Origin of the sequence: Mucilaginibacter sp. R-33 (genome assembly GCF_049949235.1) — a bacterium.
Lineage (GTDB): Bacteria > Bacteroidota > Bacteroidia > Sphingobacteriales > Sphingobacteriaceae > Mucilaginibacter.
The window spans coordinates 2,724,476-2,737,336 of record NZ_CP188089.1 but is presented as its reverse complement, the minus strand read 5'-3'; the positions used below and the strand labels follow the sequence as shown (position 1 = coordinate 2,737,336).

Genomic DNA, 12,861 nt, shown 5'->3' with positions numbered 1-12,861 from the left:
ACAACAATGGCTCAACGCCGTTTTTTGGTCATTAGATAATAGAAAACGCTGTGTACTATGATAAAACTAATGGCCGTAATAAAGTAAAGCGTTTTGTTTTCGGGGTTTAGCTGTAAACGGAAGGCGGTAATGACAAATACAACAGAGCCCGAAAAATAAAGCACCAGCCTTATAGATAGATTGTTGTAATACGCCGGGTTGGCTAAAAACAACATGGGCAGGGTCATTATTAAAATAAAGATGTTGAGTAAAGCCACACTTTCGGACAAGGAGGGGAGTATCCCGTTCAGGTCCTGGCTTACACCTTTGTGCTGCAGCGAGTAATAAACCGCACTTGCTACTATAGATATGATTACCGAAAAAAGAAAAGTTTTGAAAAGTTGCCTGGCGAGTGCCTTCATAGTGATATTTATTGATATGGATTACCGCCGATGATGCGGTGTATTATAAATGCAAAGTAACGCATCCGCAGGCAAAATGCCCTAATCCCAATGTCACAAATTGAAGATACCTGCAATCTGTTGATCTTGGGAAGCGATGTCTTGAATCTTGTATCCTGAAGTCTTGATTCTGTTATTATCTTTACGCCGCTTATGAAAGTATCCGGTTTTACCTTTATCAGGAACGCTGTACGTAATGATTATCCCATTGTTGAGGCTATTACATCCATATTACCGCTTTGCAATGAATTTATTGTAGTGGTAGGTAACTCTGATGATGGTACCCGGGGATTGATTGAGGGCATCAACTCGCCGGTTATAAAAATCATTGATTCGGTTTGGGATGAATCATTAAGGGAAGGCGGAAAGGTTTTCGCTGCCGAAACAGATAAGGCTTTTGCAGCGATATCGCCCGATGCCGACTGGTGTTTCTATATCCAGGGCGACGAAGCGGTGCATGAAAAATACCATCCGCTTATTAAAAAGGAAATGCATGAAGCGTTAGATAAACCCAATATTGAAGGCTTACTGTTTAAATACCTGCATTTTTATGGCTCATATGACTATTACGGGCATTCAAGGCGCTGGTACCGCCGCGAAATTCGTTTGCTCAAAAATATTAAGGGTATCCATTCATATCGTGATGCGCAAGGCTTCAGGCTTGATGATCGTAAGATCAACGTAAAGCTTATTGATGCTTATATATACCACTATGGCTGGGCAAAGCCGCCACAGGGGTTAACCCACAAAGTGCGTAACTTTAATAAGTTTTATCACGACGAAACCTGGTTTGCTGAACACTTGCCCGAAACCTATGAGTTTGACTACAGCAATGCCGACCGCCTTATCCGTTTTACCGGCACACACCCGGCGCCCATGCAAAAACGAATTGCAGCCACCAACTGGAATATCGATTTTGACTCCAAAAAACTAAGGGCTGGCATGGATTTCCGCCGCAAGGCACTGCAAAAGATTGAAGACCTTACGGGCTGGCGCGTTGGCGAGTACAGGAATTATAAGATAGTGGAACGGTAGATAATAAACGCTATTAAAAATAGGTATTTACACTCATAACTTTGGTGGCGCTATTTTGTCAGCGCTATTCCTAACCGGCGCGGCCAATATCAAAAAAATCAAAAAAAGCTTAAAAATAGGCGAAATAAAAAGGGTGTTTTAGCTCGTGTGTGAAACCGGAAGCGTTTACTCTTAAAAGTTTTAACTATTGGTAGTCAGACATTTAATAGTGTTTCGGTTAAAACATGATGTATCTGATAATCAATGTGTTTCATTTTTAAAGCGTTCCGCGTTTTCACTCTCAAAAAATGGAACAGTCCTCTTTTTTAAAAAAGAACGCCGGGCTTCTTTTTATTTTTTGTGGAGAATCAAAAAATTGAGACGCCCGATTTGTTACAATTGCAAGGAGGATTTTATTGGCTTGTTATCACCGACCGTAGACATCAATGTGATGGGTTAGCTTGTAGAATAGCATCAACGTAATCACAAAAAAATCAACGGTCATATGTTCTGCGCTATCACAAAACCGCTTGCCCAGGCCCATTGAAAATTATAACCGCCCAGCCATCCGGTAACATCCACACATTCGCCGCCAAAAAACAACCCGGGGACTTTTTTAGCCTCCAATGTTTTGGATGATAGTTCATCGGTGGCCACACCACCGCGCATTACTTCGGCCTTGTCATAACCTTTATCGCCGGCAGGTTTTACCTTAAAATCGTGAATGAGCGCGCTGATATTTTCAATGTCGGTTTTAGTGAGTGATGCCATGTTTTTTTCGGCTGGGAGTTTGTCACTTAAAGCCTCGGCAAACTTGCGGGTATATAAAGATGCTATATAAGCGAGCAGCATTTTTTTGCCGTTGGTTTCCTTTTCCTGTTGAATTAGGTCGGCAATGTTTTGATTGGGAAGGAGATCGATGTTAATGGTTTCACCAGGTTTCCAGTAGGAGGAGATCTGTAATATGGCTGGCCCGCTAAGGCCCCAGTGGGTAAACAGGATATTTTCTTCAAAGCTTGCCCTATCATTCCAAACACGGCAAAAAATACTGTTGCCTGATAATTGCTCATACCAGGGCTGGTCTTTACCAGTAATGGTAAGGGGCACCAGCGCAGGGGCGGTATCGGTAACTTTTAAGCCGAAATTGCGCGCCGTTCGTAAACCAAAATCAGTAGCGCCCATTTTGGGGATGGGCAAACCGCCGGCAGCCATCACTACACTGGCAGCGCTTATATATTCCTGTCTGCCGTTAACTTCGGCACGAACTGTAAAACCATCGTCAGTTTTTTCTACCATTTTAACTTCGGTATTTACCCAGATCTCCTGACCAAGGTCATCGCACAGGTTAGTGAAAACTTCAACTACGTCTTTGGCCTTGTCACTCACCGGGAAGAGCTGGCCGAGCGTTTTTTCTTTACCGGTGATGCCATAGGTTTCAAAAAAGCTGATGGTGTCATCAACCGTCCACTGTGAAAATGCTGATTTACAGAAATGTGGGTTTTGCGAAATAAATTGCTGAGGGGTAGCGTAAAGGTTGGTATAGTTACAACGCCCGCCGCCACTGATGAGGATCTTGGCGCCAACACGGTCGTTTTTTTCAAGTACCAGTACCCGCTTGCCCAAAAAGCCCGCCTGCACGGCGCACATGAGGCCACATGCGCCTCCGCCAATTATTATAGCGTCAAAATCTGTTTGTTTTACTAAATTTGTACTCATGACGGATGTTTCGCAAATATCAGAATTTGGAAAGATACTCATCTTTATTATTACGGGGATAATAATGGTGTGCGTGATATTTTTTATCAACAAACTTTTGGCCCCCAATAATCCAAACGCTGAAAAATTAAGCTCATACGAATGTGGCGAAGAACCAACCGGCAATGCCTGGTTGCCATTCAATCCCCGCTTTTATGTGATAGCGCTGGTTTTCCTGCTTTTTGATGTGGAGATGGTGTTTATTTTTCCCTGGGCAACCGTATTTGGCAGCCATGAGCTTGCAGCACAGGACGCACGCTGGGGCTGGCTTTCACTTGCCGAAATGTTTGTGTTTTTGGGCATCCTGATTATAGGTTTAATATACGTTTGGCGCAAAGGCGATCTGGATTGGATCAAGCCGACTCCGGTTGTGCCGCATACCGATGTGCATATTCCGCCATCCTTGTACGAACAGTTGAACCAGGAACAAAGCAGGTTTACAGTAAAAGCTTTCAACGCTGATACAGTATCAACTGCAACTGCAACCGCCAGTGCTGCTGCAACTGCCACTCCCTCACCAGAGCCCGCCCGCAAACCTATGTTTAAGCCAACTTTTAAAAAGCCTGCAAATGAGTAACGATATAACAAGTGAGAACGGTGGTGTAGTGGTAACCAAAATGAACGATCTGCTCAACTGGGCGCGTTTGTCATCATTATGGCCGCTCAGCTTTGGCATCGCTTGTTGTGCCATTGAAATGATGGGCTCTATGGCCTCTACCTATGACCTCGACCGTTTTGGCGTTTTCCCGCGTCCGTCCGCCCGGCAGGCCGACGTGATCATTATTGCCGGTACAGTAACCTTTAAAATGGCCGAACGTATTAAACGGCTTTACGAGCAAATGCCCGAGCCTAAATATGTGATCTCGATGGGCTCATGCTCTAACTGCGGCGGCCCATACTGGCAGCATGGCTATCATGTGGTAAAAGGTGTTGACAGGGTGATCCCTGTTGATGTTTATGTACAAGGCTGCCCGCCAAGGCCGGAGGCCTTAATTGGTGCTATATTAGAATTACAGAAGAAGATTGAAGGGGAGCAGTTGATAAAAGCCTGATAGCACCGTTATGTTTGGCTGGCGAAAAGAAAGAAAAACAAAGAGTCGGATATTGACACTGATAAATTTGGCTGAGCAGTTAGGTTTAAATGAAAAGGACATAACGAATGCCAAAGAATGTCTTGAATATAACGAATTGGAATTAAGCTTTGACTGCGTGATAACCCAAATTCATGAATATGATGTTGCGATAAACAAAGCGTTTTATTCAATGGTAACTGCTATTGCAAGCGAGTTGAAACTGCCAGCTAATGAATACGATTTTTTGATTCCTTTAATAAAAAAGGAACTCTCTTAACTTTACCATCTAATCTTTATTTGATCCTTATGAAAGTCCTGCTCGTTCTCATCATAAGTTTTATCCTTACGACCGTTATTTCCCGTCTATTTGTTGACGACTGGAATATTATCCTCAGCGGTAACGTGGCCATGATGCTGATGCTTTGGTTTGCCTCATTGGGTCACTTTATGTTTACCAAAGGGATGGTCATGATGATGCCTGCATTTATTCCCTTTAAAGTGGCGTTAGTTTATTTAACTGGTATAATGGAGATAGTTCTTGGACCTTTGCTGGTGGTTAACGCTACAAGGCTTATTGCCGGGATTATTTTGCTCGTCATGTTTGTGGTCATGCTGCCTGCCAATATCAACGCTGCCATGAAGCACGTGAATTTCGAAAAAGCCACTTATGATGGCAGCGGTACCGGTTACTTGTGGTTTCGAATCCCTTTGCAATTGTTGTTTATTGCCTGGGTTTTATATTTTTCGGTTGCGATTTAGTTGTTGATTTTTAAGGATATAGATTATCTTTAAGCAATTAACCAATTATGAAAAAAATAACCCAAAACCTGCTGATCATTTTGATAAGTGCTTTATCTGTATCTGCTTTCGCACAAACATCAAGTCCTAAACAGCCATTTTTTCCAAAGGGCACCATATTGTATGGTGATGTTAATTATGCCGGTGATACTTTAAAGAAACACTTGCTGGATATTTACCTGCCGCCGACGGCAAAAGATAGTTACCCGGTTATTATCTGGATTCACGGCGGAGCCTGGATGCTGAATGATAAATATGCCGATATGGGCTATATGCAGAAAACCGTTCAGGGCTTTATTGATAATGGTTATGCCGTTGCTTCTATCGATTATCGCTGGAGTACTACTGCGCCATTTCCCGCGCAAATCCGGGATTGTAACCAGGCTGTTGAATTTCTTTATCAAAACGCATCAAAATATAAACTCAACAGAGATAAGTTTGGGGTGATCGGTTTTTCGGCCGGAGGGCATCTGGCATCCTTACTGGCTTTATCCAATAACAATAATATAAAAGAGTTTTATCCGGGAGGAAGCAAGCCTCATTTTAAAATAAAACTGGCGCTTGATTTTTATGGGCCATCAAATTTCCTTTCACTCAAAGGTGCCGATGTTAATGATCCTAAAAGCCCGGTTAACCTGCTGCTTGGTGCTTATGCTATCGAGCGGCCCGATCTGGCCAATATAGCCAGTCCGGTTACCTACATTGATAAAAACGATCCGCCATTTCTCATTGTTCAGGGCGAAAAGGATGAATCGGTCAATTACACCCAATCGGTTTTGCTAAGTTCATATCTTAAACTTGCGGGAGTTAAAAATGAACTCATCATTGTGCCTAACGCGCCGCACTATGGGGTGATGTTTGATGCCGAAGAGATCAGGAAAAGGGTGTTTTATTTTATGGATGAGTATCTGAAGTAATAATCTGATTGCGGGAAGCCAATTGGTTAAAAATGTATTTCATATATAATTTATAGCATCTTAAAAGTCTTCTATTTAAATTTGATTGTTTTTAAATGTAGAGACGCATAATTGCGTCTTCCGCATGCAATTTCCGACAGGATTAGAAGCCTTTAAATCGGCTTGTCCTCCGGAAGACGCAATTATGCGTCTCTACAAAAATTTCTATTCTTTTTTAAACAGCACCCTAAAAGCATAAATTTAAACTTTTGTAATTTCTGTCATGTTAAAAAAAGTAAACCCGAAGAAGAAGAGTAAACTTGTCAATATCCTGTTCGCCGGGTTTATAACGGGTACACTTGATGGACTTGCAGCCATGATCCTGAACTATAAAATAAAACCTGGTGTTATTTTTAAGTTTATTGCCAGCGGCGCTTTCGGACCAGCGGCTTTTGCAGGTGGGGCAGAAATTATAGTTGCCGGGATTGTTTTTCATTATGTGATCGCTTTTATATTCAGCGCGGTGTTTTTTCTGCTTTATCCCTTCTTTTATAATGGATTGCGCAATAAATATTTCGTGGCTGTTACTTACGGGATAGCTGCCTGGCTCATCATGAATTTAGGTGTTGTGCCGCTGAGTAAAATAACCATGAAGCCGGGATATCATATCCCGGTAAGTACTATTCTGACCGGGATGTTAACGCTGATAATTTGTGTTGGTTTACCCGTGGTTTTCATTGCCGATAGAGAAAACCAGAAATTCAAATAGTTATGATGATGGGAATGCAAATTTTAAATACTGACCGTTTGGGCTTGCGCGGATTACTTGAGTCGGATGCACCGCAAATATTGGCTCTCCGCTCCAATGCCGAAGTGAACAAACACCTTGACCGTGCTGCTAATACCACTGTTGATGAAGCGCTATCATTTATTAAAAAGATAGAGGTTATTGTGAGTAATAACGAAGGCTTTTATTGGGCTATAACCTTAAAAGACAAGGATGAGCTGATAGGAACCATTTGTTACTGGAACCTTAATGCTGCCAATAAAAGTGCAGAAATAGGTTATGAATTCCACCCGGATTATCATGGGCAGGGCTTTATGCAGGAAGCCATTTCAGCGGTTTTGGCCTTTGGTTTTAATGATCAGCATTTTGAATTGATAACTGCCTGCCCGAAACAAGGGAACGAAAGTTCTATGAAGTTATTGAAGAAAACAGGTTTTTCGCTTACGGGAGATTTTACAGATGCGGAAACTGGCAGCACATATCTCAATTTTAGAATGAATAAAGCCGATTACTTAACAGGCCTGTCATAAATGGAAAAACCCGGCTTCAACAGCCGGGTTTTTCGTGGATTTAAAATTTAAACAAAGTATTTTGTGATTAAGGCATCATGACGCCGTTAATACCGTGTACAACACCGTTGCTTGCTTGTGTGTCAAACGCGGTAACCAATACAGCGTTGCCTTTGGCATCGGTGATCTGCAAATTGCTTTTATCATTTACAGATAAATGCAATGTTTGCCCGTCGATGGTTTTCAGGTCGGCTTTGCCTTTGCCTGCACCTAAGGCCTTAATGATATCGGTTTTAGTGTATTTGCCGGCTACCACGTGATATTTCAATATCGGAGCAAATTTGGCCGGATCTTTCATCAGGGCATCAAATTGTGCCTTTGGCAATTTGCTGAAAGCTACATCATTTGGTGCAAATATGGTGAACGGACCAGGTGCCTGCAAAGTTGGGTCAAGCTGAGCTGATTTTATTGCAAGTGCCATTGGCGCGTAGTTAGTTGAGGTTGCCATCACGCCAACCACATCACCAGATGCGGCAGCTGTAGAAGTGGCTGCAGGAGCAGCAGTTGTTTTAGCAGTGTCCTTTTTGGTTGTATCCTGTGTTTGGGCTATTGCTTTGTTTGATAAAAAACCAATAGCTAATGAAGCAACGGCTATTAAAACTGACTTTTTCATGTTCATCTTTCTTTCTGTTTTTATTAGTGAATTAAAATGTAATGAGTAGCCGTTTATGTCGATATAAATTAATTAAAAGTTATTTATTTGGTGAATTACTATAGTTTAATAACTTTTAATTACCCTAAATGGTTTTTAATTTATTGACATTTGTGGTTAAACACGTGATGTTCAGGGGAGAAAAAAGAGTGGGAGGTAGGAGATTTGAGACGCAAGATTTGAGATTAAGCGTTTTGGGGAAAGTAAATTATGCATGCTTATAAACAGAGACGACCACCCGGATGTATCAGGTAGTCATCTATCCGTTTGCCGCTTGATAAAGAGATTTATTGCCGGGCTTTTTGCAATTCATCAAATTTTGAAATGAGTTTATCGATACTCTTTAGATTAAATTTATGTTCATGGATCTGATCAACCAGGTCAGGTTCATCGCCCATAATATCGCTCATGATATCTTCAAAATTTTCGTCGGTAAGGCGTTTCATGCCGGCAGTAGTTTCGCCGTAATAGTAGGTTGTTTTTGAACTGCCGCCCCGGCCGCCGCCGAGGTTAATACCGATGCCGCCGCCAATTCCGCCGCCATAGCCTCCGCTGCCATAGCCTGCAGATACGCCAGGTGTAATGCCAAAGCCACTGCCACCTCCGCCTTTGCCGCCCTTAGCCATGAACAGTTTCACCGGCTCATCAAGCACCACTTTTACAAAGTCGGTTTCTTCCTTGGTCCACGATTCGTTTGCCGGGGCATGCGCCACAACAAAGCTGTCCTGACCAACAACATACGATCTTAAATCGCTGGCGCTTAATTTATATGGATTAGTTTTTTCGTTTTCCTTAAACTCAATGAAACCTTCACCTTTTATTGGCCCTTTTCCAGAAGGATTAGCGCGGATCAGCCCGGTTTCGCGGTTGCCCTTTACATCAGTAAAGCTACCCTGTTGCCATTTTTGCGATTTTGCTGATACAAAACACAGCATGAAAAATAAAATGATTAAAATTGAGCGCATAACGAGTTCTGAATTCTGATACAAAGAACGCAAATTTTAACTTTTTAATATGATCACTGTTGATTTCCGAAGCGATACCGTAACCAAGCCAACCCCGGGCATGCTTGGAGCTATGTGGAGCGCCAAAGTAGGGGATGATGTTTTTGGCGAAGACGAAACCATAAATGCCCTTGAAGCTAAAGCTGCCGCTATGTTTGGTATGGAAGCTGCTCTGTTTTGCCCATCAGGCACCATGACCAACCAGATAGCTATCAAATGTTTTACCCAACCGCTTGATGAACTTATTGCCGATCAAACCGCACATGTTTACAGGTACGAGGGCGGGGGCATTGCTTTTAATTCGGCAGTGTCAACCCGATTGTTGAATGGTTACCGGGGCATCCTTACGCGCGAAATGATAGAGCCGGAAATCAATGCTGAAAACATCCATTACCCGCATACCAGTTTGGTAGTGTTGGAGAACACAGTTAATAAAGGAGGCGGCAGCTGCTACACGCTTGAAAATATCAAACCTATTGCCAACCTATGCCGGGAGAAAGGTTTAAAGCTTCACCTTGATGGTGCCCGGATCTTTAACGCGCTTACGCATACCGGTGACGCTGCGGTTGAGTATGGCAGATATTTTAATGGTATTTCGGTTTGCCTGTCAAAAGGATTGGGTGCACCCGTAGGCTCGGTTTTATTAGCCGATAAGGAAACTATTGAATATGCCCGTCGTATCCGCAAGGTATTGGGTGGCGGTATGCGCCAGGCGGGTTTTTTAGCTGCCGCGGGGATCTACGCGCTTGATCATCATGTTGAACGCTTGAAGATAGACCATGCTCATGCCCGTATTCTGGGTGAGGAACTGGGCCGATTGCCATGGGTAAGCAATGTAATTCCGGTTGAAACCAATATTGTTTTATTTGATACTGTTGAACCGGCTGCTGCTGTACTTGCTAAACTGGCTGATAAAGGCATTAAAGCGAGTGATACAGGTAAAAACCGGATCCGATTTGTAACTCATTTAGATGTGCATGCCGAACAGGTTGAATATACAATAGGGGTATTAAAGGGGGTATAGATTTCTACTTTAAATACGCTATCGAAAGGTTAAAAGTTCGGTGAACACTGGAACAAAATGAATTCATAACGGGGACTTCAGCCTGAATATTCAAATCAAAATTTTGGCTGAAGCGCCTTATTCCTCAAAACGCTAAAACGATTATGCTTATATTTGAGTATCGTTAATTAAAACCTTTTATTTATGGGTAAATTTTTTAATGAGATACTTGATCATCATAAGGATTTTATAGCTCATCAAAAGATCTTTTTTGTGGCGACGGCTCCGTTAAGCCCCAATGGGCACGTAAACCTCTCACCAAAAGATAATGCCAGTTTCCGTATTCTTTCCAATAACCGCGTAGCTTATATGGATATCATTGGCAGCGGTAATGAAACTGCTGCCCATCTGCTCGAAAACCAACGCATAACTTTTATGTTCTGCGCTTTTGACGGGCCACCCAATATCCTGCGGTTATATGGCAAAGGCTATAGCATATTACCCGATGATAGTAATGAAGAGTGGCGTGAACTTTCATCATATTTTAATGCCCATATAGCCACCCGGCAAATTATAGTGGGTGATATCGATATGGTACAAACCTCATGTGGTTTTAGCGTACCACTTTATGAATATTTAGGCGAGCGGGATTATGCTATAAAATGGGCTGAGAAAAAAGGCGAGCAGGGTTTGGTCGATTATATGCAGGAGAAAAACCGGGTTAGTTTAGATGGTTTGCCGACGCCATTGTACTGATAAACATTTATTTAAATATATGCTTATCAGTTAAACAACTTTATGGAATGAGAGTTTATTGCGTTTTGCTAAAACATTCCAGTTTCTTTATAGTTATAAGTTGATTTCATCGATAAAATTATTAATGCAGCAAATACTACGATTTTTATAATATTTGCAACACCATACATCAACCTATGTTTGAATTTACTCAATCAGATGAGAAGGAACTTCTTATGCAGGTAGCTCAGGGTAGTGAGTTTGCTTTCCGGCTGTTGTTTTCAGCCTATCATCAACGTTTAGGCATTCATATTTTGCGTATTACGCATTCAGTTGAATTGGCTGAGGAGATTGTACAGGATGTTTTTGTGAAGATTTGGATGACCCGCGAAACTTTGACCGGCGTTGATAATTTCAAAGCTTACCTGTTTGTAATTTCAAAAAACCATGCTTTAAACTGTTTGCGCAAAGTTGCCCGCGAGCAGATGCAGCTTAAAAAGTTGGAAGAAACCCGCATTGTGCCTTTTAATGCCGAAGTTCAGGAAACAGATCATTATTATAATTTGATTGATGAGGCCATTGATCAGCTGCCGCCTCAGCAGCAAAAAGTTTACCTCATGAGCAGGCATAACCGCTTAAAGTATCATGAGATTGCCGATGAGCTCGAGCTATCCCGCGAAACCGTCAAGAAATACCTTCAAATTGCCACGTCATCCATAAAAGATTATGTGCATGAACATATGGAGGCGATAGCGTTAGTAATGGCGCTGATTCATTTTTTTTATTTTTTTTAAAAAGTAATACCCCCTTTTTTAATCTCACAGGTGTCATACATATGAGATCTGCCCCAACTCACTGTAGCCAATTATACAGTTATACTGAAAAACATTTACTATGAGCGAACTTTACGCCCGGCTTGATTATTTGTTTCACACTTATTATAACGGCACTGCTACGCCAGCCGAGCGCGATGAATTATTTGAGATCATCAACTCATCGGCAACCGATGCGGAGCTTGCATCGCTCATACATCATGCCTGGGATAAGCTTGACGATCATGGGCCGCTTTTTAACCGCTCAAAAAGTGAGGATATGCTCATGCAGATTTTAAGAACTAATCCCGAACAATCTGTTGTTGCACCGGTAAAGAATAATAACCTCCCCTGGAGAAGGTTAGGGGTTGCCGCTTCATTTTTATTACTTGTAGGGTTTGGTGCTTATATCTATAGCAATCAAAAAAAACAGGTTGTTGCAAAAAAAAATATTGTCAAAATTCATCCTAAAAATGATCCTTTGCCTGGTGGCAACAAAGCAATTTTAACATTGGCCAATGGCAAAACTATTACGCTTGACAGTGCGCAAAACGGCCTGCTGGCGCAACAGGGTACCACCCGGATCAATAAAACCCGCAACGGTCAGCTGGTTTATGAAACCGGTACTAATGTTGATGCTCCGGTAATAAATACTGTTTCAACTCCGCGTGGCGGTCAATACCAGTTGGTTTTGCCGGATGGGAGCAAGGTTTGTTTGAATTCGGCATCCTCATTAAGCTTTCCAACCAGGTTTACGGGCAAAACGCGTGAGGTTACCATCACCGGCGAAGCTTACTTTGAGGTTGCCAAAAATCCGCAGATGCCTTTCAGGGTTAAATCCGATAACACTACAGTTGAGGTTTTAGGTACGCATTTCAATATCATGGCCTATAATGACGAGGCCGAAATGAAAACCACATTATTAGAAGGATCAGTAAAAATAAGTAACGGCACTGCAAACGGCATTTTAAAACCCGGACAGCAGGCTGTACTCAATAAAGCAGGCAGGCTCAAAGTACTTAACGATGTTAATGTAGATGATGAAATAGCCTGGAAAGACGGCATTTTTCAATTCAGGGATGCAGGGATAGATGCCATTATGAGGCAGGCTGCCCGTTGGTACGATGTTGAGGTGGCCTACGAAGGTAAAATACCGCAGCGCGAATTTACAGGCCGGATCTCCCGAAATGTAAAAGCATCCGAATTAATGAGTATGCTTGGCTATGCCGGAGTAAAATTTAAAATTGAGGATAAGCGCATTACCATACAACAATAGCATAATTATTATACCTACTATATTAAGCAACCAATTGTTAACAATTT

16 protein-coding genes are annotated in these 12,861 nt (G+C 42.2%); 12 read left to right on the top strand and 4 right to left on the bottom strand.

Going from position 1 to position 12,861, the window contains the following annotated elements:
* Positions 1-11: 11 nt before the first annotated feature.
* Entirely contained in the window at positions 12-401 is a 390-nt protein-coding gene (locus ACP26M_RS11440) for a hypothetical protein (protein ID WP_090524856.1), read from the bottom strand.
* 192 nt (positions 402-593) lie between these two features.
* Here ACP26M_RS11440 and ACP26M_RS11435 point away from each other — a divergent pair, with 192 nt between their 5' ends.
* Positions 594-1,475 carry a glycosyltransferase family 2 protein gene (locus tag ACP26M_RS11435; protein WP_426588953.1) on the top strand — a complete coding sequence of 294 codons (882 nt, stop codon included), beginning with the start codon at positions 594-596 and terminating at the stop codon, positions 1,473-1,475.
* A gap of 480 nt (positions 1,476-1,955) precedes the next feature.
* Here ACP26M_RS11435 and ACP26M_RS11430 read toward each other — a convergent pair whose 3' ends face one another.
* Complete coding sequence (locus tag ACP26M_RS11430) at positions 1,956-3,170, bottom strand: NAD(P)/FAD-dependent oxidoreductase (protein WP_426588951.1); 1,215 nt, start codon at positions 3,168-3,170, stop codon at positions 1,956-1,958.
* Here ACP26M_RS11430 and ACP26M_RS11425 point away from each other — a divergent pair.
* From ACP26M_RS11425 to ACP26M_RS11395, 7 genes are all read left to right on the top strand, one after another.
* Positions 3,169-3,786 carry an NADH-quinone oxidoreductase subunit A gene (locus tag ACP26M_RS11425; RefSeq protein ID WP_426588949.1) on the top strand — a complete coding sequence of 206 codons (618 nt, stop codon included), beginning with the start codon at positions 3,169-3,171 and terminating at the stop codon, positions 3,784-3,786. The genes ACP26M_RS11430 and ACP26M_RS11425 overlap by 2 nt on opposite strands.
* Positions 3,779-4,261 (top strand): NADH-quinone oxidoreductase subunit B, encoded by a 483-nt coding sequence (locus ACP26M_RS11420; RefSeq protein WP_176624065.1) that lies wholly within the window; start codon positions 3,779-3,781, stop codon positions 4,259-4,261. The genes ACP26M_RS11425 and ACP26M_RS11420 overlap by 8 nt, the downstream gene beginning before the upstream one ends.
* A gap of 10 nt (positions 4,262-4,271) precedes the next feature.
* Complete coding sequence (locus ACP26M_RS11415; protein ID WP_426588946.1) at positions 4,272-4,559, top strand: MafI family immunity protein; 288 nt, start codon at positions 4,272-4,274, stop codon at positions 4,557-4,559.
* A gap of 29 nt (positions 4,560-4,588) precedes the next feature.
* Positions 4,589-5,041 (top strand): DoxX family protein, encoded by a 453-nt coding sequence (locus tag ACP26M_RS11410; RefSeq protein ID WP_426588944.1) that lies wholly within the window; start codon positions 4,589-4,591, stop codon positions 5,039-5,041.
* Positions 5,042-5,088: 47 nt separating this feature from the next.
* Positions 5,089-5,997 carry an alpha/beta hydrolase fold domain-containing protein gene (locus ACP26M_RS11405; RefSeq protein ID WP_426588942.1) on the top strand — a complete coding sequence of 303 codons (909 nt, stop codon included), beginning with the start codon at positions 5,089-5,091 and terminating at the stop codon, positions 5,995-5,997.
* 262 nt (positions 5,998-6,259) lie between these two features.
* On the top strand, positions 6,260-6,745 hold the full coding sequence (locus ACP26M_RS11400) for a hypothetical protein (RefSeq protein WP_426588940.1): 486 nt from the start codon (positions 6,260-6,262) through the stop codon (positions 6,743-6,745).
* 14 nt (positions 6,746-6,759) lie between these two features.
* A complete protein-coding gene (locus ACP26M_RS11395; RefSeq protein ID WP_426588938.1) occupies positions 6,760-7,293 on the top strand; it encodes a GNAT family N-acetyltransferase in 534 nt (177 codons plus the stop codon).
* A gap of 67 nt (positions 7,294-7,360) precedes the next feature.
* Here the strand turns inward: ACP26M_RS11395 and ACP26M_RS11390 are convergent, their stop codons facing one another.
* Complete coding sequence (locus tag ACP26M_RS11390; RefSeq protein ID WP_426588936.1) at positions 7,361-7,945, bottom strand: fasciclin domain-containing protein; 585 nt, start codon at positions 7,943-7,945, stop codon at positions 7,361-7,363.
* A 326-nt stretch (positions 7,946-8,271) separates the two neighbouring features.
* Positions 8,272-8,919, bottom strand: a complete 648-nt coding sequence (locus ACP26M_RS11385) for a hypothetical protein (protein ID WP_426588934.1) — start codon at positions 8,917-8,919, stop codon at positions 8,272-8,274.
* 79 nt (positions 8,920-8,998) lie between these two features.
* Here ACP26M_RS11385 and ACP26M_RS11380 point away from each other — a divergent pair, with 79 nt between their 5' ends.
* The 4 genes from ACP26M_RS11380 (at position 8,999) to ACP26M_RS11365 (ending at position 12,814) form a co-directional block, all read left to right on the top strand.
* The gene (locus ACP26M_RS11380) at positions 8,999-10,012 is read left to right on the top strand and encodes a threonine aldolase family protein (RefSeq protein ID WP_426588932.1); all 1,014 of its coding nucleotides are present in this window, start codon (positions 8,999-9,001) and stop codon (positions 10,010-10,012) included.
* Between the two features lie 183 nt (positions 10,013-10,195).
* Complete coding sequence (locus tag ACP26M_RS11375; RefSeq protein WP_426588930.1) at positions 10,196-10,747, top strand: pyridoxamine 5'-phosphate oxidase family protein; 552 nt, start codon at positions 10,196-10,198, stop codon at positions 10,745-10,747.
* A gap of 176 nt (positions 10,748-10,923) precedes the next feature.
* Positions 10,924-11,520, top strand: a complete 597-nt coding sequence (locus ACP26M_RS11370; RefSeq protein WP_426588928.1) for an RNA polymerase sigma factor — start codon at positions 10,924-10,926, stop codon at positions 11,518-11,520.
* A 100-nt stretch (positions 11,521-11,620) separates the two neighbouring features.
* Positions 11,621-12,814: a FecR family protein gene (locus ACP26M_RS11365; RefSeq protein WP_426588926.1), complete on the top strand. Its 1,194-nt coding sequence runs from the start codon at positions 11,621-11,623 to the stop codon at positions 12,812-12,814.
* Positions 12,815-12,861 lie beyond the last annotated feature (47 nt).